A 19631-nucleotide genomic window follows, 5' to 3' on the forward strand; every position below is an offset into this window, starting at 1 on the left:
CGGGATGTCCGGGGACCGGAGGGTCCGGGATCCCTGGGGGCGGGGGCCCGCGGAACCGGGAGGTCCGGCACCCGCCCGGCGCGCCCCGTCCGGCACCCGCCCGGCGCGCCCCGTCCGGCACCCGCCCGGCCCGCCCCGCCTCACTCCGTGGCCGGCTCCGTGACCGCGTACGCCTCCACGCCGAACAGCGAGTACCCGTACCGCGTCGCCCGCTCCTCGCCCCGCACCCGCAGGAAGCGGGTGTCCGGGGCGTCCATGCGGACCTCCTCGCGACCGCCCCGGCCGTCGTGGACCGTCGCCGCCGTGCGCCACGTGCGGCCGTCCGCGGAGACCTCGACGCGGTACCGCTTGGCGTACGCCTCCTGCCAGTGGAGGACCACCTGGCCCACCCGCGCCGGCCCGGCCAGCTCGACCTGCCACCACGCGCCGTCCTCCGCCGGCGACGACCAGCGGGTCTCCGGGTCGCCGTCGGCTGCGGCCGACGCCGGGAAGTCCGGGGTCTCGTCGCCGGAGGAGGAGGCCACCGCGCCCGGGGAGCGGACGAGGTCCGGACCGCCGGTCGCCGGGTACGCCCGGACCGTGAGCGTCCGCTCCTCGCCCGCGAAGGACAGCGGCACGGAGTACGAGCCGGCCGGGGTGCCCTTCGGGACGGTGACCGTCACCGGCACCTTGGCGGCCACGCCGCGCGGCACCGTCGTCTCCTGCGGGACGCTCACCACGACGCCCTTCGGCGCCTGCGCCGTGAACGCCCCGCGCACCGCCTCCGGCCGCCGGGTCGACAGCACCGCGTCCACCCGCTGGGGGCCGCCGCCGATCACCGCGTCGGCCTCGCCGCGCGGCAGGTCCAGGCTGACCCGCGGCTCGTCGGAGAACCACGGCACCAGGGACCGTACGGGCACCTCCGCCCCGCCCGGGGCCCAGCTCACCCGGACCGCGTCCGCGCGCACCCCGCCCGCGCGGGCCTGCGTCCAGCCGGTGGGCGACAGGGGCCCCAGCCGCCGCCAGCCCCCACCCGGTACGCGCACCTCGACGGAGCCCCCGGCCGCGCCGGGTTCCGCCATCGCGGTGACCGCCTCCACGGGGCGCGCCCGGCCCAGGTCCACGGTGTACGAGGTGCCCGTGCGGGACGGTTCGCCGACCGTCCGGGACGCGCCGGTCCACGCGTCCGCCTCGTCGAGCGCCCGCTTCAGGAACGGGTCCAGGACGCCGGTGCCGACCTCCGCGGTGCTCGCCGCCAGGGCCCGGTGCAGCGGCTCCAGCGCCAACCGGGCCCGCCAGGCGGTCGCGCCGTCGCCCCGCGCCTGCGCCTGGAGCATGTCGACGGCGGCCTCGCCGGCCCGCCCGTACCGGGCGAGCTGCTCCAGCCAGGGCCGCACCTCGTCGTCGAGGCGGCCCTCCGCGGGCGCGGTCAGCGCGTCCGGCGCCCCGCGCATCACGGTGAACGCCGCGCGCAGTTGCCGCGCCGCCCGGTCGCGGGACGCGGCCGGGACGCCCACCGCCGTCCGCGTCCGCCAGAACTCGGCCAGCAGGGGGCGCAGGTAGGCCGACTCGCCGTCCGGGTCCAGCAGCGACGAGGCGTCGTTGCCGGCGAGCGCGCCCAGCGCCGCACGGGCCTTCGGGTCGCCGTCCGCCAGGTCGTCGAGCGCCGCCCGCCAGGACTCCTGCGGGCGGTAGCCGCGCGGGTTCCAGGCGAAGTCGGCGGCGGTGAAGACGGGGACGCGGGACGCGGACGCCTGCTCCATGGCGTTGGCGAGCAGCGCCGCCGAACCGGCCGCGACGGCCGGCTCCCGGCCGGTGTACGGGCCGAGGAAGATGCGGTCCTGCGCGTAGTCGTTCACCGGGTAGTTGTCCATGGTGACCAGCGGGTGCCGGAAGGCGTCCCGGGCCTTCGCGAGGTCGCCGCCGCTGATCGTGCGGGGCACGACGCCGACGCCGGTCCACGCCACCTGCACGCGCGCGTCGAGCGCCTCGGCGAGCGCGGTCCGGTACTCCGTCGCCCCGTCCTGGTAGTACTCGGTCGGCATCAGCGACAGCGGCTCGGCGTCCGGGTGGTGGTCGGCGAGGTGCCGGGACAGTTCGCTCGCCACGCGCGCGTGCGCCCGGGCGGCCGCCCCGGGGCCGCTGCCGAACGCGTCCGCGTCCCGCGAGCAGTGCCACTCGTCGTAGGCGGAGTCCTGGAACTGGAGCTGGAACGCCCGCACGCCGAGTGCGTACATGGCATCGACCTTGCGCTTCAGCGCCCGGACGTCGTCCTTCGAGGACAGGCACATCGACTGGGCGGGCGCCACCGCCCACGCCAGCGTCACGTGGTTGCGCCGGGCCCGCTCGGCCAGCTCCCGGAACTCGGCGCGCTGCGCCGCCGGGTACGGCTCGCGCCACTGCGCCTGCCGGTACGGGTCGTCGCCGGGCGCGTACAGGTACCGGTTCTGCTTGGTGCGGCCCATGAAGTCGAGCTGCGCCAGACGCTGGGGGTGGCTCCAGGGGCGGCCGTAGAAACCCTCCGTCAGACCGCGTACGGCCGTGCCCGGCCAGTCCCGTACGACGATTCCGGGCACCGTCCGGTCGGGTGCGACGAGCTGACGGAGCGTCTGTACGGCGTGGAACAGCCCGTCCGCGCCGACGCCGTCCACGGCGACCGTGTCCCGGCCCTGGTGGCGGCCGGCCGCGAGACGGTAGCCGCCGGGGGGCAGGTCACCGCGCTCGGGCACCCGCAGGGCGCGCAGCACGTCCTGCGCGCCGGGCCCGCCCAGCCACACCACCGGACCGCGCCCTCCGGCCGCGCGGTCCGGGGCGACGCGGCGCACCTGCCGCACGCCCGCCTTCCGCAGCGCGTCCTCCAGGGCCGACACGGCGTACGGGTCGGCTGCCGCGTCCACCGCGAGCGCCACCTCGTCGCCCAGCCGCACGGCGCCGCCCACGGTCCGTGCCGACTGCGGGCGCGGCCACACGGCGGGCGGACGCGCGCCGGTGTCCGGGCCGGGCGCCGCCGCGGCGGGGGCGCCGGGCACGCCGGGCGAGGCCAGCGCGCCGGGCGCGCCGCCGAGCAGACCGCCGATCACCGCGACCGCGATGGCGGTCGCGGTGCCCCTGCCGCGACCGAACTGCGCGAGCTGACCGAACTGCACGCGCGTCTCCCCTCGTCCTGCCTGGTTCTGTGGGTAGCTTTGCCGGTGGCCGTACCGCTGTTCTGACGGGTCGTCGGACGGGTCGTCCTACTGACGGGTTTCGAGCCCACCACCCCCTGGCGAAGGTGTCAATGTGCGTGGCCGATGTGTCGTATTTGCACACGGAGCCGCCGGACCCGGGCGGAGCCGCCCCGGGACCGGCGCGCCCGTCGGGTGTGAGCAGTGCCACGTCACGTGGATGCCCCGGTGTGCGATGGGTAGGGCTCTGGCGTCCCACTGCCACCTCGTACAGGGAGGCCATCATGGCCGCGTCCACCCAGCCGCTCCCCACGCCCTCCAAACGGGTACCGGGACAGTCCCCGGGCCCCGCCCCCCTCTCCACCGCCTGCGCCCCCCTGACCAGCGAACCGCCGCTCGCCGACGCCGCCCCCCTGACCAGCGAACCGCCGCTCGCCGACGCCGCGCCCCTGACCAGCGAACCGACCGCGCGCGGCACGGCCGGCGGACCGGAGTCCCCCCGCACGTAGAGAACCGAAGCGTCCAGGAGGCCGCATGACCCTCGCCCGGCTCGCCGCGCTGCACGGAGTCGCCACCGCGTACTCCCCGTCCCCGGGCGTCACGGTCCCGGTCCCCGACGCGACCGTGGTCGCCGTCCTCGCTTCCCTGGACGTCGACGCGTCCACCCCGGCGGCGGTCGACGCGGCGCTCGCCGCCGCCGAGGGGGCGCGGGCGGCGCGGCTGCTCCCGCCCACGGTCGTGGTGTGGCAGGGCGACGAGCCGGCGGGCCGCCCCCGGCCGGTCGCCGCCCTCCCCGCGGGCACGGCCCTGCGCATCGCCCTGGAGGACGGCGGCACCGCCGAGTCGCCCGTCCCCTGGGCGCAGCTCCCGCCCGGCGTCCACGCCCTGGAGGCCCGCGCCCCCGACGGGCGCGCCGCCCGCGCCACCCTCGTCGTCGCCCCCGCGCGCGTGCCGCAGCCCGCCGAGCCCTGCCACGGCGTGCTGGTCCAGCTCTACTCGTTGCTCTCCGCCCGCTCCTGGGGGATGGGCGACCTCGGCGACCTGCGGGAGCTCGCCGGCTGGGCGGGCCGCGCGCTCGGCTCCGGCTTCGTGCAGGTCAACCCCCTCCACGCGGCCGTGCCCGGCACGCCCACCGACCCCTCCCCGTACCGCCCCTCCTCGCGCCGCTTCCCCGACCCGGTGCACCTGCGGATCGAGGACGTCCCCGAGTTCGCGTACGTCTCCGGGGCCGGCCGCGCCGAACTCGACGCACTCGCCGGGCGGGCCGGGGAGCTGCGCGACGGGGTCCTGCGCAAGGGCGAGCTGATCGACCGGGACGCGGTGTGGGTCCTCAAGCGGCGCGCCCTGGAGATCATCGGGACCGTCCCGCTCGGCCCCGGCCGCCGGGCGGCGTTCGACGCCTTCCGCGCCGCCCAGGGGCAGGCCCTGGAGGACCACGCCACCTGGTGCGCGCTCGTCGAGCGGTACGGCGCCGACCGCGCCCAGTGGCCCGAGGGCCTGCGCGACCCCCGGTCGGCGGCGACCGGGCGGGCGCGCGCCGAACTGGAGGACCGGGTCGCCTTCCACCGCCGGGCCGCCTGGCTGACCGACGAGCAACTGGCCGCCGCCGCGCGCGCCGCCCGCGAGGCCGGCATGGCCGTCGGGGTCGTCCACGACCTGGCGGTCGGCGTGCACCCGGACGGCGCCGACGCCTGGGCGCAGGCCGGGGCGTACGCGCGCGGCATGTCGGTGGGCGCCCCGCCGGACGCGTTCAACGCGCGCGGCCAGGACTGGGGGCTGCCCCCGTGGCGCCCCGACGCCCTCGCCGCGTCCGGCTACGCCCCGTACCGGGACCTGCTGCGGTCGCTGTTCCGGCACGCGGGCGCCCTGCGGATCGACCACGTGATGGGCTTGTTCCGGCTCTGGTGGGTGCCCGCCGGGCTGCCGCCGACGGAGGGCGCGTACGTCCGGTACGACGCCGACGCGATGCTCGCCGTCCTCGCCCTGGAGGCCCACCGCGCGGGCGCCGCCGTGATCGGCGAGGACCTCGGCACGGTCGAGCCGGGCGTACGGGACGTGCTGCGGCGGCGGGGCGTGTTCGGCACGTCGGTGATGTGGTTCGAGCGCGACTGGGAGGGCACCCGTCGCCCCCTGCCGCCGGAGGCGTGGCGCGCCGACTGCGTGGCCACGGCGACCACGCACGACCTGCCGTCCACCGCCGCCCGGCTGAGCGGGGAGCACGTGGAGCTGCGCCACCGGCTGGGGCTGCTCGCCCGGCCGCTGGAGGAGGAGCGGGCCGAGGACGCCGGGGACGTCGCCGAATGGCTCGCGTACCTGCGGGGGCTGGGCCTCCTGGAGGAGGGCGCCGCCCGGGACGAGGAGGCGGAGATCCGGGCCGTGTACCGGTTCCTGCGTCGCACCCCGGCCCGGATGACCGGCGTGTGGCTGCCCGACGCGGTGGGGGACCGGCGCCCGCAGAACCTGCCGGGCACCTGGGACCAGTACCCGAACTGGCGGCTGCCCGTGGCCGGCGCGGACGGCCGCCCCGTCACCCTGGAGGAACTCGCCGCCTCGCCCCGGCTGCACGCCCTGATGGCCGCGCTGGACGTGCCGGAGGCCCGTACGGCACCCCCGGACGCGCGGCGCGGTTAGGCGTTCGCTACGTTTGCTCCGTGGACAAGAAGAACGCCCTGCGCGCCGGCGCCGTCGCGGCCGGTACGACGCTGATGATGCTGCTCATGTCGTCCCCCGCGCTCGCGCTCACGCGTGACGACGGCGACGACCCGGGTCCCGGTCTGAGCGTCGTGGAAACGCTCGGTCTGTTCGTGGTGGCGCCGATCGCGCTGTTCGCGGTCATCGCCGGCCTCGTCATGGTGCTGGACCGCTCCAAGAAGCAGGCCTGACGCACCCCCGCTCCTCCAGGGCGCCGCGCGCCGGGGAACCGTCCCCGGCGCGCGGCGCCCCGCTGTCCTCCGCGACCGTACGGCTGTCCCGGTACGGCCGCCCTCGTACGGCGCTCAGGCGCCCGTCGCGTGGAGCAGCTTTCGCAGCAGCCCGGTGAGCTGTTCCGCCTCCCGCTCGTCCAGCGCCGCCTCCAGAGCCTCCCGCTGGACCGCCAGCCCGGCGGCCACGGCCTCGTCCACGACCCGCAGGCCCCGCTCGCTCAGCGTCACCCGCAGCGCCCGCCGGTCGTGCGGGTCGGGGCTCCGGCCGAGCAGCCCGGCCCGCTCCAGCTTGTCCAGCCGGCCGGTCATCCCGCCCGTCGTCAGCATCAGCGTCGCCGAGAGCTGCCGCGGCGACAGCGTGTACGGCTCGCCGGAGCGGCGCAGCGTCGCCAGCACGTCGAACTCGCCGCGTGAGATGCCGAAGGGCGCGTAGGCGCGGTCCATCCGCTCGGCCATGGTCTGCGTGAGCCGGTAGACGCGGCCGAAGACGGCCATGGGAACCGTGTCCAGGTCGGGGCGCACGGCCGCCCACTGGGCGGTGATGGCGTCGACGGGGTCGGGGGTCGCGGTCATGGCGGCAGTCTCGCCCCCTTCCCGCTCGCTCGCAAGAAAGCGACTTCCTGACAAGTATCTTGCGGGTAAGTAGCTTAGCGCTAAGCTACTTACCACTAAGCTGCCTCGTTCGGAGGGGATCGCCGTGCCGTCCCGCGCCGCCGTCATCGCCGTCACCGCGCTCGCCCCGGTCTCCTGGGGCACGACCTACGCGGTCACCACCGAGTTCCTGCCGCCCGACCGGCCCCTGTTCACCGGTCTGATGCGGGCCCTGCCGGCCGGGCTGGCCCTGCTCGCCCTCACCCGGACGCTGCCGTCCGGCGCCTGGTGGTGGCGGTCGGCGGTCCTGGGCGCGCTGAACATCGGGGCGTTCTTCCCGCTGCTGTTCCTCGCCGCGTACCGGCTGCCGGGCGGCGTCGCCGCCGTCGTCGGCTCGGTGGGGCCGCTGTTCGTCGTCGGACTGGCGGCGCTGCTGCTGGGGGAGCGGCCGACCGCGCGGGCCCTGCTGGCCGCGATCGGGGCGGCGTTCGGGGTGAGCCTCGTGGTGCTGACGGCGGGTGCCGCGTTCGACCCCGTCGGGGTGGCGGCCGGGCTCGCCTCGTCGGCGGCGATGTCCGCCGGGACGGTCCTCACCAAGCGGTGGGGACGGCCCCGGCGGGCCGGTCCGCTCGCCATGACCGGGTGGCAGCTCACCGCCGGCGGGCTGGTCATCGCGCCGGTCGCGTTCCTGGTCGAGGGGGCGCCGCCGGCGCTGGACGGCGGGGCGGTGCTTGGGTACGCGTACCTGGCGCTGGCGAACACGGCGGTCGCGTACTGGCTGTGGTTCCGCGGCATCGAGCGGCTGACCGCCACGTCCGTGACGCTGCTCGGGCCGCTGTCGCCGATCACGGCGGCGGTGGTGGGCTGGGTGGCGCTCGGCCAGGCGCTGGGGCCCGTGCAACTGGCCGGGATGGCGGTCGCGTTCACCGCGACGGTGCTGGGGCAGACCGCTTCCCGGGCGCGCGGGCCCCGCGCGGCGGCGGACCTCCCGCCCGCCGGGGCGGTGCGGCAGGCGGCCGGCCGCCCGTAGCGCCCGCGGGAGCCGGCGGGGCGGGGAAGGAAGCGGGGCCGGACGGGACCGGGCAGGACGGGAAGGGAACGGGGTGGGACGCCCGGGGCGCCCCACCCCGCCTCCCGTCACCTGTCGGCGGCCTGCGCCTTCAGGGCCCGCTCGACACCGGCGCGGGACTCCGAGACCAGGCGGCGCAGCGCCGCGTTCGGCTCCGCGCCCGCCAGCCACGCGTCCGTCGCCTCCAGGGTCGCCGGGGAGACCTGGAAGGACGGGTACAGGCCGACCGCGATCTGCTGGGCCATCTCGTGCGACCGGGACTCCCACACGCCCTTGACCGCCGCGAAGTACTTCTCCGTGTACGGCGCCAGCAGCTCCCGCTGGTCCGCCTGCACGAAACCGAGGATCACGGCCTCCTGCACGGCGTTCGGCAGCGTGTCGGACTCCACGACCGACGCCCACGCCTCGGCCTTCGCCTCCGCCGTCGGACGCGCCGCCATCGCCGTGGCGGCGTGCCGCTCACCGGCGGCCGTCTTGTCCCGCTCGTGCTCGGCGGCGATCTCGTCCGCCCCGAACCGGCCCGTCGCCGCGAGCCGCTCGACGAACGCCCAGCGCAGCTCCGTGTCGACGACCAGGCCCTCGATCGTCTCGGAGCCGTCCAGCAGCGCCGCCAGCAGGTCCAGCTGCTCGTCCGTGCGGGCCGTCACCGCGAAGGCCCGCGCCCACGCCAACTGGTGGTCGCTGCCCGGCCGTGCCGACCGCAGGTGCTCCAGGGCGGCCTTTGTCCAGCGGGCCAGACCCGTGTCGCGCCAGTCCGGCGCCGCGTACAGGTCGAGCGCCAGCTTCACCTGCCGGTGCAGGGTCTGCACCACGCCGATGTCGGTCTCCTTGCCGATGCCCGACAGCACCAGGTCCAGGTACGCGCGCGTGGCCAGCTCGCCGTCGCGGGTCATGTCCCACGCCGACGCCCAGCACAGCGCCCGCGGCATCGACTCGGTGAAGTCGCCCAGGTGCGCCACGACGTTGCGCAGCGACTCCTCGTCGAGCCGGACCTTGGCGTACGACAGGTCGTCGTCGTTCAGCAGGACGACCGCCGGGCGCCGCTTGCCGACCAGCGCGTCGACGGCGGTCAGCTCGCCGTCCACGTCCAGTTCGAGGCGCTCGGTGCGCACCAGCCCGCCCGCGTCGTCCAGGTCGTAGAAGCCGATCGCGATGCGGTGCGGCCGCAGCACCGGCTCGCCCCGCGCGCCCGCGGGCAGCGGCTGGGCCTCCTGCCGCACCGCGAACGAGGTGATGACCCCGGAGGCGTCCGTGCCGACGACGGGCCGCAGGACGTTGATGCCGGCGGTCTCCAGCCACTTCTTCGACCAGTTCCTCAGGTCGCGCCCGGAGGTCTCCTCCAGCGCGCCCAGCAGGTCGGACAGGCGCGTGTTGCCGTACGCGTGGCGCTTGAAGTACGCCTGCACGCCCTGGAAGAAGGCGCCCGTGCCGACGTACGCGACGAGCTGCTTCAGCACCGACGCGCCCTTGGCGTACGTGATGCCGTCGAAGTTGACGAGGACGTCGTCCAGGTCGCGGATCTCGGCCATGATCGGGTGCGTCGACGGGAGCTGGTCCTGCCGGTACGCCCAGGTCTTCATCTGGTTCGCGAACGTCGTCCACGCGTGCGGCCACTTCGAGCCGGGGGCGTCCGCCTGGCAGGCGACCGACGTGTACGTGGCGAACGACTCGTTCAGCCACAGGTCGTTCCACCACTCCATGGTGACGAGGTCGCCGAACCACATGTGGGCGAGCTCGTGCAGGATCGTCTCGGCCCGCCCCTCGTACGCCGCGTCCGTCACCTTCGACCGGAAGACGTACTGGTCGCGGATGGTCACCGCGCCCGCGTTCTCCATCGCGCCCGCGTTGAACTCCGGCACGAAGAGCTGGTCGTACTTGGCGAACGGGTACGCGTAGTCGAACTTCTCCTGGAACCAGTCGAAGCCCTGCCGCGTCACCTCGAAGATCGCGTCCGCGTCCAGGAACTCCGCCAGCGACGGACGGCAGTACACGCCCAGCGGCACGACCTGCCCGCCCGGGCCCTCGTACGTGGAGTGCACCGCGTGGTACGGGCCGACGATCAGCGCCGTCACGTACGTGGAGATCCGCGGCGTCGGCTCGAAGGCCCAGGTGCCGTCCTTCGGCTCCGGCGTCGGCGAGTTCGAGACGACCGTCCACCCCTCCGGCGCCGTCACGGTGAACTGGAACGTCGCCTTCAGGTCCGGCTGCTCGAAGCTGGCGAACACCCGCCGCGCGTCCGGCACCTCGAACTGCGTGTACAGGTACGCCTGGCCGTCGACCGGGTCGACGAACCGGTGGAGGCCCTCGCCGGTGTTCGTGTACGCGCAGTCCGCGACGACCCGCAGCTCGTTGGCGCCCTCCCGCAGGTGCTTCAGCGCGATCCGGGAGTCCCGGAAGACCGAGGCGACGTCGAGGTGCCTGCCGTTCAGCACCACCTCGTGCACCGCCGGGGCCACCAGGTCGATGAACGACTCCGCGCCCTCCTCGGCGCACTCGAACCGCACGGAGGTCGTGGACCGGTAGGTCCCGCCCTCCTGCGCGCCGCGGAGATCCAGGTCGATCTCGTACGCGTCCACGGTCAGCAGCGCCGCGCGCCGCCGCGCCTCTTCACGGGTCAGGTTTGTGCCAGGCACCCGGTCATCTCCTCCATGTACGACTTGTGGGGGCCATCCTTCCACGGGAGGCGCCGAACACGGAGCGCAAAAAAGGGGTGGCCACGCCGTCCGGCGGAGCCACCCCGAGCGGCGCCGTGCCGCTCACGCGCGGGCGCGGGTCAGCCGCGCAGCTCCTCGGCGACCAGCTCCGCGATCTGCACCGCGTTCAGCGCGGCGCCCTTGCGCAGGTTGTCGTTGGAGACGAACAGCGCCAGGCCGTGCTCGACGGTCTCGTCGACGCGGACGCGGCCCACGTACGAGGCGTCCTTGCCGGCGGCCTGGAGCGGCGTCGGGATCTCGGACAGCTCGACGCCCTCGGCGTCCCTCAGCAGCTCGTACGCGCGCTCGACGCTGATCGGGCGCTCGAAGCGGGCGTTCACCTGCAGGGAGTGGCCGGAGAAGACCGGGACGCGCACGCACGTGCCGGACACCTTCAGCTCCGGGATCTCCAGGATCTTGCGGGACTCGTTGCGGAGCTTCTGCTCCTCGTCCGTCTCGAAGGAGCCGTCGTCGACGATCGAGCCGGCCAGCGGCAGCACGTTGAACGCGATGGGCCGCTTGTACACGCCCGGCTCGGGGTACTCGACGGCCCCGCCGTCGTGGGTGAGCTCGGTGGCGCGCTCGGCGACGGCCTTGACCTGGCCGTCCAGCTCGGCGACACCGGCCAGGCCGGAGCCCGACACGGCCTGGTACGTGGTGGCGACCAGCGCGACCAGGCCGGCCTCCTGGTGGAGCGGCTTGAGGACCGGCATGGCGGCCATGGTGGTGCAGTTCGGGTTGGCGATGATCCCCTTCGGGCGGTCCTTGATCGCGTGGGGGTTCACCTCGGAGACGACCAGGGGGACCTCGGGGTCCCGGCGCCACGCGGAGGAGTTGTCGATCACGACGGCGCCCTGGCCCGCGACCTTCTCGGCGAGCGCCCGGGACGTGGTGCCGCCGGCGGAGAACAGCACGATGTCCAGGCCGGTGTAGTCGGCCGTGGCGGCGTCCTCCACGGTGATCTCACGGCCCTGCCACTCCAGGGTGGAGCCCGCCGAACGCGCGGAGGCGAACAGCCGGAGCTCCTCGACCGGGAAGTTCCGCTCGGCAAGGATCCTGCGCATGACCGTGCCGACCTGACCGGTGGCTCCGACGATTCCTACCTTCACGGGGACTCCTCCGTACGTGTGTGCTGGGCGCTGGTCCATGATGCGTCCGCCCCGGGCCGCCCCGCCAATCCATTGTTCCCATTGTCCAGGGGGTGAGAAGGGCCGCGGCCCGCACGCGGCGGACCGCGGGGGACGGGCGCGGGGGGAGGGCGAGCGCGGGACGGGAAGGGGCGGACGTCCCGCCGGACGCCCGCCCCCGCACTCCGTATCCCTCCAGATTACGGAGTGACCTTGCCGATCACGACGCTGCCGGTGCCCGCGGCGGTGCCGCGCGCGTTCAGCAGCCGCACCTCGCCGAAGAACTGGCGGCCCTCGGGGGCGGCGCCGTTCACCAGCACCTCCGCGCCGAACCGCGCCGAGGCGCCGTTCGCCAGGGAGATCGTCTTCGACTCGTCGACCTTGACCTCGCCGAGCGCGGACGAGAAGTACACGTCCTTGTAGTCGTAGGCGGTCTCCCCGGACGGGATCGAGTAGCCGTCGACGACGATCGTGTACGTGCCCGGCGCGGGCTTCACCAGGGACACCGACTCCTCGGAGTCGCCGTCCGCGGACGAGCCGACCTGCACGCCGTCGCGCAGGACCGACAGGTCCAGGTCGGCGGCCTTGTCGGAGACGTTGCCGATGGCGACGTCGAACCGCTCGACGCCCTCACCGATCTGCACGGTGGTGCGCTGCACCGCGTGGTGGGCGATCGTCGGGCGCGTCACCTTGGCGGAGCCGAGCGAGCCGCCCTTCAGCTTGCCGTCGAGCGCGGCGAAGCCGTTGGTGACGGTCCACTCGACCGGCGCGGCCTTGCCCGGGGTGACCTCCGGCAGGGTCTGGACGGCCGGGTCGAAGGTGGCCCCCAGCACGGCGACGTCCAGCGTGTACGGGTTGTCGAGCAGCGGCGACGTGCGGCGCGACTCGACCTCGACCTCCCAGACGCCCGGCTGCGGGTTCGGGTAGGAGCGCAGGTCGGGGCGGCAGGTGTTGGCCGGGTTGGTGTAGTTCGCGTAGCAGTTCACCGTCGACGTGGGGTCGGACGGCACGCCGTACGGGTGGATCGCGACGAAGCGGGTCTGGCTGTCCTTCGCCAGGCCGCCCAGGGCGATCTCCAGGGACTGGGCGCCGGCCGGGACGTTCACGAAGTACGACCGGTGGCTGTTGCGCTGGACGGTGCCCCGCGCCGAGAGGCCGAAGGCCGGCTTGGCGAGCTGCTCGGCGGCGACGACCGTCGTCAGGACCTGCTTGTCGATGCCCTTGGTCCTCGGGTCGGTGATCTCCAGGATCGCGCTGTGCACACCGGCGCTGCGCGGCTTGGCGGCGACCTTGACCGTGACGGGCTCGTTCAGCGGCAGGAGCACCTCGTCGTCGCCGACGACGCGGAACGTGCGCTCGTGGTTGTTCTCGAACCACAGCTCGTGCCGGACCGGGCGGTCGGCGCCCGTGGTGCGGGTGACGGTGATCTCGTAGACCTTCTCCTGGCCGACCTTGGCGCCGCCCTCGCGGTCGTACAGGCCGGTGCCGAAGCCGGGCTCGGCGAGGAACTGGTCGATCGCGGTGTCGACCGGCGCCTTGACGGCGTACTCGTGGGCGTGGGCGCCGCGGAGCACCTCCTTCCAGGCGTCGACGACGTTGAGGAGGCCGGCGCCCTGCTCGTGCGCCTGCACGCCGGGGATGCGGTCGGCCTGGCTGACGACGGCCGTGCGGAGCTTCGCCGGGGTGAGGTCGATGCCCTCCTGCTTGGCCGCGGACAGCATCAGCGCCATGGCGCCGGTGGCCTGCGGGGCCGCCATCGAGGTGCCCTGCAGCATGGAGTAGCCGGCCGGGAGCGCGTAGCCCGCCTCGGCGACCGGACCGCCGGGCGACCAGGTCTGCGTCGTGTTGATGGCCGCGCCGGGCGCGCTGAGGGTCGGCGTGAAGCCGCCGTCCTCACGCGGGCCGCGGGAGGAGAACGGCATCATCGCGTACGGCTTGGAGACGACCGAGCCGTAGTTGGCGGCCCAGGTCTCCTTGGAGACGGCGGCGCCGACGCTGATGACCTTGTCCGCGAGGGACGGGTCGCCGATCGTGTTGACGCCGGGGCCGCTGTTGCCGGCCGAGATGACCAGCTGGACGCCGTAGGTGTCGATGAGGCGGGTGTAGAGCTGCGCGCGGGCGTTGTTGCCGTCGTTCAGCGCCGGCAGGCCGCCGATGGACATGTTGACGATGTCGACGCCGCGGTTGACGACGAGGTCGATCATGCCCTCGGTGAGCGCGATGTTGGTGCAGCCGCCGCTCCAGGTGCACGCGCGCGAGGAGACCAGCTTGGCGCCGGGCGCCGCGCCGTTCATCCTGCCGCCGAAGAGGCCGTGCGCGGCGGTGATGCCGGCGACGTGGGTGCCGTGGGAGCCCTCGATGACGCCGATGTTGACGTAGTCGGCCTTGGCGCCGGCGGCGTTGTGGACGACGTCCTTGCGGATCTCCACGACGAACGGGATGCGCTCCACGACGTCGGTGGCCGGGTTGTCGGTGCCGAAGTAACCGACCTGGAAGCCGTCCTTGTACGGCTTCATCGCCGCCTCGTCGGCGAAGTCGCCGTCGCCGTCGAGGTCGACGCGGACGGTGCCGGCGGCCTGGTCGTACAGGACGCCCCAGACGTCGGTCGTGTCGCCGTCGCGGTTGAGGTCGCCGTCCATGTCGCCGCCCTTGGTGGCGGCCTCCGCGAAGGTGCGGAACTTGTAGGCGCCCTCGGGGGCCTTCCAGGTGCGGCCCTCGGCGGTGAAGGACGGCCCGGCGACGGCGGTGTCCATGCGCCGCCACGTCTGGTCGCCGTCGCCGACCGGGTCGGTGGCGGTGACCCAGTCGACGATCTTGCGCTCGCCGGTGGTGGTCTTCTGCAGCGCCGGGTGGCCCAGGTCGATGCCCGAGTCGAGGACGCCGATGGTGACGCCGCGGCCGTCCGCGGTCGGGTTCTTCCGGACGAAGTCGACCGCGCCCGTCTCGTGGGACGGGTTGTACGGGTTGACGGCCGGGGTGCGGGGGCCCGGCGCCGGGTACGTCCCGGTCGCGCCGGCGGAGCCGCCCCGCGCGCGGTCGGCGGCCGGCGTCGGGTCGTCCAGCGCGATCTCGTGCTTGAGGTCGATGCCCTGGACGCTGGACAGCTTGGCGGCGGCGCCGATGGCGGCCTCGGCCCGGGCGGTCGGGAGGGTGGCGCGGACGTAACCGAGCCCGTCGTACGTCCGGCCGACCGTGCCGCCCTCGACCGCGTCGAGCTGGCGGGCGACCTGCTCGGTGGCGCCGGGGGCGGTGGCGACCATGAGCGTGATGTTCTTCTGTCCGCGGGCCTCGGCCTCGGCGAGCAGTTCGGCGTCGTCCGAACCGAGCTTCTCCGCAGCCGTCTTGGCGGGCTCGGGAGCGGTCGCCGGAGGTTCGGCGGGGGCGGCGAAGGCGGGAGCGGCACCGGTCGCGACGAGCGCGGCGACCAGGCCCGCGGCGGCCGCGATGCGGGCCGCGCGTCTCGCCCCGGGTATGGGGCTGAGGGGTTCGAGCGTCATTCGGCATCCCTGTCGATGAAAGGACGGTCCGGAAATCGGTACCGGATGACCGCTGAGCCTTTCGTACGCGACCGGGTTTTGTGGAGGTCTGCTGGAGGCGGAATGTCCTCGTGGCGGACATCCGCCACCGCGGGATGTCCGCCATGGGGAACAAAGGGGTCGATACGGTACTCCCGCCGGAGCGGGGGGAGTTGACGCCCCCTGTCGGTGCCCCGTCGTAACCTGCCCCCATGAGACGGAGGTTGAGGGTGGCGGCCTACGCCGTGTGCGTACGCGACGGACGGCTCCTCCTCGCCCGGGGCGCCACCCCGGGCGGCGGCGGGGAGTGGAGCCTTCCCGGCGGCGGCATGGACCACGGCGAGGACCCGATCGACACGGTCGTCCGCGAGGTCGAGGAGGAGACCGGCTACCGCGCCGAGGTGACCGCCCTCCTCGGCGTCGACTCCCTGCGCGTACCGCGCCACCCGCGCCGCGGCGGCCGGGGCCGGATGGACTTCCACAGCCTGCGGCTCCTCTACGAGGGCCGCGTCACCGGCGGCGACCTCCGCCACGAGGTCGGCGGCAGCACCGACCTCGCCGCCTGGCACCCCCTCGACCACGTCCCGGCCCTGCCGCGCCTCCCCCTCGTCGACACCGCCCTGCGGCTGTGGCGCGACCGCCCCGCCACCGGCCGCGCCGCGCCGCGCGAGGACGGCTGAGACCGGCCCGGCGCCACCGGGAACCCGGCCCGGCGCCACCGGGCCCGCGGCGCCACCGGGCCGGCGGGGGCCGTCCGTCCCCGCCGCCGCGCCGTCACCTCGGCAGGACGACCACGTAGGCGGCCGGTTCGCGGTCGCCGGCCGCCATCAGGGCGGTGCGCACCACGATCGCCTGCTGGTCCCGCGCCTCGCGCAGCTTGCGCGGCGTGATGTGCACGACCGTGATGCCCAGCCGCTCCAGGTACTCCCGCTTGCGGGTGTACTCCGACCACACCTCGTCGTCGTCCTGGCACGGCGTCCGGGTGTCGAGCTCCACCACCACGGCCTGGTCGGGCCAGTAGGCGTCCACACCCCCCAGGTGCGGGCCGCCCGGCAGGTGCAGGTCCACGTTCCACAACGGATCCGGCAGCCCGTGCTCCCGCACCATCGCGTACAGCCGGTCCTCGGCCATCGCCCGCCCCTCGGCGAGCAGCGAGTCCACGGCGTCCACCACGTGCGGCCGCGACAGCAGCCGCGCCCGGCTCAACTCCCGTACAACGGTCGTCGGTTCGCAGTGGCCGCCGCGTACCGCCTCCGCCAGCAGCCGGCGCACGGCCGGCGGGTCGGCCGGCTCCGCCACCGCGTCCGCCAGCGCCCGCGCCACGGGAGCCACGGGCAGCGACGCCGCCTCGCACGCCTCGGGGAACTCGTGCGTCACCCGCACGATCCGGACGAACCCGGTCGACCGCAGCCGCCGCGTGCGCGGCACGAGCACGTCGACCCGGTCCAGGGCGGACAGCGGGGGAGCGGAGTCGAACCCGTGCAGGGCGAGCGCCGCCGCCCCCGTGATCATCGCCTCGCCGAACCCTTCCGGGTTCGCCGCGGCGCCCCGCCGCCCCGTGTACAGCAGCGCGGCGCGCAGCAGCTCCTCACCGGTCGGCGGGCCGGGGTGCAGCAGGTACACGCCCGGCAGCAGTTGCTGCCAGGGGCCGCCGGCCCGGCACCGCGCGCCGACCTCGGCCGCGGACACACCGTGCGCCCGCAGCTGCGCGGCGGTCAGGACGCGCACGGACACGCCGGAGAGGCGGGACAGGGGGCGGGGGGAGAGCGGGGTGTTCTTCATGCTCCGGAAGTGCCCGCCGACCCCCACCTCCCTAACCCCTGTTACGCGTCCGTCGCCATTCGGGGACGTGTCCGTCCTCAAGTACGGGCGCCCGGCAGCCGATGATGAGAGTTTCGCCCGCCGCGGGAACGGCCCTCTGGGCAGCCCTGACGTGCCTCGGGGCGGCGTCCGGGCCCGGACGCCGCCCCGAGGACTCGGTCACGCGTTCGCGTCGCACTCCTGGGCCCGCAGGGCGCGCGCCAGGTCGTCACGCGCCTCCAGTACGAGCCTGCGCAGCGCCGGCGCGGCCCCCTCGTGCGCGGCCAGCCACGCGTCCGTGGCCTCCAGCGTCTCCGGCCGGTCCTGGAGGGCCGGGAACAGGCCCCGCACCACGTCCATCCCGATCTGGATCGACCGCTCGGCCCACACCCGCTCGATCGCCGCGAAGTACTTCTCCGCGTACGGCGCGAGCAGCTCCCGCTGCGACGGCTGCGCGAATCCCGTGATCGTCGCCTCCACCAGCGCGTTCGACAGCTTGTCGGACTCGACCACCTGCGCCCACGCCTGCGCCTTGACCGCCGCGGACGGCCGCGCCGCCAGGCACCGCACCTGGTGCCGCTTGCCCGACGCGGTGTCGTCCCGCGCCAGCTCCGCGCCGATCACCGACTCGTCGGCCCGGCCGTGCGCGGCGAGCGGCTCCAGGAGCGCCCAGCGCAGCTCCTGGTCGACGTCGAGCCCGTCCACGGTCTCCGTGCCGGCCAGCAGGCCCTGGAGGAACGCGAAGTCCTCGTCCGTCGCCGCGACCGACGCGAAGAACCGCGCCCACGTCAACTGGTGCTCGCTGCCCGGCTCGGCGCTCCGCAGCTCCCGCAGCGCGGCCCGCGCGACGAGTCGGCCGCCGGTCCCGCGCCACTGCGGCGCGGCGTAGTGGGCGAGCGCGGTCCGCACCCAGACGTGCAGCATCTGCAGGACGCCGATGTCCGACTCGCGCCCCGCGAAGGCCAGGACGACCTCCACGAAGTCCCGCGCCGGCATCAGCGCGTCACGCGTCATGTTCCACAGCGCCGACCAGCACAGCGCCCGCGCCAGCGGGTCGGTGATGTCGCCGAGGTGCGCCCGCAGCGTGGCGAGGGAGTCCTCGTCGAACCGCACCTTGCAGTACGTCAGGTCCTCGTCGTTGACCAGCACCAGGGCGGGCCGCTCGGCGCCGGCCAGCTCGGTCACGGCCGTCCGCGTCCCGGTGATGTCGGTCTCGGCACGCGCGTAGCGGACGAGCCGCCCGCCGTCCAGCCGGTACAGGCCGACGACGGCCCGGTGCGGGCGCGCCTCGGCGCCGTCCTGCTCGACGACCAGCTCGGCGACGCGGTCGCCCGTCCCGTCGTACGTGACGACGGGCGTGAGGACGTTGACGCCGGACGTCTCCAGCCAGGACCGGGACCACGCCTTCATGTCGCGGCCGGAGGTCTCCTCCAGCACCGCCATGAGGTCGCCGAGGGTCGTGTTGCCGTACGCGTGGCGCGTGAAGTACCGGCGGGAGCCCTCCAGGAACGCCTCCCGGCCCGCGTACGCGACGAGCTGCTTCAGGACGGAGGCGCCCTTGGCGTACGTGATGCCGTCGAAGTTGAGCTTGGCGTCCTCCAGGTCGCGGATATCCGCCGTGACGGGGTGCGTCGAGGGGAGCTGGTCGGCCCGGTACGCCCACGCCTTGCGGTTGTTGGCGAAGGTGATCCAGCCGTCCTCGAACCGGGTCGCCTCGACCATGGAGAACGTCCCCATGAAGTCCGCGAAGGACTCCTTCAGCCACAGGTCGTCCCACCACTTCATGGTGACCAGGTCGCCGAACCACATGTGCGCCATCTCGTGCAGGACGACGTTGGCGCGGCGCTCGTAGGCGGCGCGCGTCACCTTGCCCCGGTAGATGTACTCCTCGCGGAAGGTGACCAGGCCGGGGTTCTCCATGGCGCCGAGGTTGTACTCGGGCACGAAGGCCTGGTCGTACTTGCCGAAGGGGTAGGGGTAGTCGAAGGCCTCGTGGAAGAAGTCCAGGCCCTGCTTGGTGACGCGGAAGACGTCGTCCGCGTCGAAGTGCCTGGCGAGGCCCTTGCGGCACATCGCGCCGAGGGGGATCTCCAGGTCGCCGCGCCGGTAGGTGTCGGTGACGTAGTGGTACGGGCCCGCGACGACGCAGGTGATGTAGGTGGAGATCGGCCGGGTCGGTGCGAACCGCCACACCCCGCCGTCCCGGGACTCCTCCGCGCCGTTGCTCCACACGGTCCAGCCCTCGGGCGCCGTCACCTCGAAGCGGTACGGGGCCTTCAGGTCGGGCTGCTCGAAGTTGGCGAACACGCGGCGGGCGTCGGCCGGCTCGTACTGCGTGTAGAGGTAGACCTCGCCGTCCTCCGGGTCGACGAAGCGGTGCATGCCCTCACCGGTGCGGCTGTAGGCGCACTGCGCGTCCACGACCAGCACGTTCTCCTCGGCGAGGCCCTCCAGCGCGATCCGCGCCCCGTCGAAGACGGCCGACGGGTCCAGCGCGCGCCCGTTGAGCGTGACGGAGGTGACGGACGGCGCGACGAGGTCGGCGAAGGTGCTCGCCCCGGGGGTCGCGCAGCGGAACCGGATCGTCGTCACCGAGCGGAACGTCCGCTGCTCCGCCCCGCTCTCCCCGACGGCCGACCGCAGGTCGAGCGCGACCTCGTAGCCCTCGACGGACAGCAGGGCCGCCCGCTCGCGGGCCTCGTCGCGGGACAGGTTCTCACCGGGCACGGGCACTCCTTCGTGGCTCGTTGGTACGGCGTGATCCTCCCA

At 74.7% G+C, this 19631-nt stretch carries 12 protein-coding genes; 5 read left to right on the plus strand and 7 right to left on the minus strand.

Going from position 1 to position 19631, the window contains the following annotated elements:
* Positions 1 to 140 precede the first annotated feature (140 nt).
* Positions 141 to 3125 carry a beta-N-acetylglucosaminidase domain-containing protein gene (locus AC07D6_RS00970; protein ID WP_315880895.1) on the minus strand — a complete coding sequence of 995 codons (2985 nt, stop codon included), beginning with the start codon at positions 3123 to 3125 and terminating at the stop codon, positions 141 to 143.
* A 302-nt stretch (positions 3126 to 3427) separates the two neighbouring features.
* Between AC07D6_RS00970 and AC07D6_RS00975 the strand changes: the two genes are divergently transcribed.
* From AC07D6_RS00975 to AC07D6_RS00985, 3 genes are read left to right on the plus strand one after another with little or no spacing between them, the layout of a single operon-like run.
* Positions 3428 to 3652 (plus strand): hypothetical protein, encoded by a 225-nt coding sequence (locus AC07D6_RS00975; RefSeq protein WP_479040984.1) that lies wholly within the window; start codon positions 3428 to 3430, stop codon positions 3650 to 3652.
* A 25-nt stretch (positions 3653 to 3677) separates the two neighbouring features.
* Entirely contained in the window at positions 3678 to 5774 is a 2097-nt protein-coding gene (gene malQ, locus AC07D6_RS00980) for a 4-alpha-glucanotransferase (protein ID WP_479040986.1), read from the plus strand.
* Between the two features lie 20 nt (positions 5775 to 5794).
* Positions 5795 to 6025 (plus strand): hypothetical protein, encoded by a 231-nt coding sequence (locus AC07D6_RS00985; protein WP_315880898.1) that lies wholly within the window; start codon positions 5795 to 5797, stop codon positions 6023 to 6025.
* Positions 6026 to 6139: 114 nt separating this feature from the next.
* Here AC07D6_RS00985 and AC07D6_RS00990 read toward each other — a convergent pair whose 3' ends face one another.
* Positions 6140 to 6640, minus strand: a complete 501-nt coding sequence (locus AC07D6_RS00990; protein ID WP_315880899.1) for a MarR family winged helix-turn-helix transcriptional regulator — start codon at positions 6638 to 6640, stop codon at positions 6140 to 6142.
* Positions 6641 to 6764: 124 nt separating this feature from the next.
* Between AC07D6_RS00990 and AC07D6_RS00995 the strand changes: the two genes are divergently transcribed.
* Entirely contained in the window at positions 6765 to 7688 is a 924-nt protein-coding gene (locus tag AC07D6_RS00995; RefSeq protein ID WP_479040988.1) for an EamA family transporter, read from the plus strand.
* Positions 7689 to 7795: 107 nt separating this feature from the next.
* Here AC07D6_RS00995 and pepN (AC07D6_RS01000) read toward each other — a convergent pair whose 3' ends face one another.
* The 3 genes from pepN (AC07D6_RS01000) to AC07D6_RS01010 all read right to left on the minus strand — a co-directional run bounded on the left by pepN (AC07D6_RS01000) (position 7796) and on the right by AC07D6_RS01010 (position 15044).
* Complete coding sequence (gene pepN, locus AC07D6_RS01000) at positions 7796 to 10360, minus strand: aminopeptidase N (protein ID WP_479040990.1); 2565 nt, start codon at positions 10358 to 10360, stop codon at positions 7796 to 7798.
* 140 nt (positions 10361 to 10500) lie between these two features.
* On the minus strand, positions 10501 to 11529 hold the full coding sequence (locus tag AC07D6_RS01005; RefSeq protein ID WP_479040992.1) for an aspartate-semialdehyde dehydrogenase: 1029 nt from the start codon (positions 11527 to 11529) through the stop codon (positions 10501 to 10503).
* A 218-nt stretch (positions 11530 to 11747) separates the two neighbouring features.
* Positions 11748 to 15044, minus strand: coding sequence for a S8 family serine peptidase (locus AC07D6_RS01010; RefSeq protein ID WP_479040994.1), 3297 nt, complete (start codon positions 15042 to 15044; stop codon positions 11748 to 11750).
* A 230-nt stretch (positions 15045 to 15274) separates the two neighbouring features.
* Here AC07D6_RS01010 and AC07D6_RS01015 point away from each other — a divergent pair, with 230 nt between their 5' ends.
* Positions 15275 to 15742 carry an NUDIX hydrolase gene (locus tag AC07D6_RS01015; protein WP_479040996.1) on the plus strand — a complete coding sequence of 156 codons (468 nt, stop codon included), beginning with the start codon at positions 15275 to 15277 and terminating at the stop codon, positions 15740 to 15742.
* Positions 15743 to 15836: 94 nt separating this feature from the next.
* Here AC07D6_RS01015 and AC07D6_RS01020 read toward each other — a convergent pair whose 3' ends face one another.
* Together AC07D6_RS01020 and pepN (AC07D6_RS01025) are read right to left on the minus strand one after the other, a co-directional pair.
* On the minus strand, positions 15837 to 16844 hold the full coding sequence (locus AC07D6_RS01020) for a hypothetical protein (protein WP_479040998.1): 1008 nt from the start codon (positions 16842 to 16844) through the stop codon (positions 15837 to 15839).
* Between the two features lie 198 nt (positions 16845 to 17042).
* Positions 17043 to 19589 (minus strand): aminopeptidase N, encoded by a 2547-nt coding sequence (gene pepN, locus AC07D6_RS01025; RefSeq protein WP_479041000.1) that lies wholly within the window; start codon positions 19587 to 19589, stop codon positions 17043 to 17045.
* Positions 19590 to 19631 lie beyond the last annotated feature (42 nt).

The organism is Streptomyces sp. NPDC045287 (genome assembly GCF_056432325.1).

What these genes read in the sequence shown, in the direction of transcription:
- AC07D6_RS00975 (WP_479040984.1), top strand. Translation starts at nt 3,428, where the DNA reads ATGGCCGCGTCCACCCAGCCGCTCCCCACGCCCTCCAAACGGGTACCG.
- malQ (WP_479040986.1), top strand. Translation starts at nt 3,678, where the DNA reads ATGACCCTCGCCCGGCTCGCCGCGCTGCACGGAGTCGCCACCGCGTAC.
- AC07D6_RS00990 (WP_315880899.1), bottom strand. Translation starts at nt 6,640, where the DNA reads ATGACCGCGACCCCCGACCCCGTCGACGCCATCACCGCCCAGTGGGCG.
- AC07D6_RS01010 (WP_479040994.1), bottom strand. Translation starts at nt 15,044, where the DNA reads ATGACGCTCGAACCCCTCAGCCCCATACCCGGGGCGAGACGCGCGGCC.
- AC07D6_RS01015 (WP_479040996.1), top strand. Translation starts at nt 15,275, where the DNA reads ATGAGACGGAGGTTGAGGGTGGCGGCCTACGCCGTGTGCGTACGCGAC.
- AC07D6_RS01020 (WP_479040998.1), bottom strand. Translation starts at nt 16,844, where the DNA reads ATGAAGAACACCCCGCTCTCCCCCCGCCCCCTGTCCCGCCTCTCCGGC.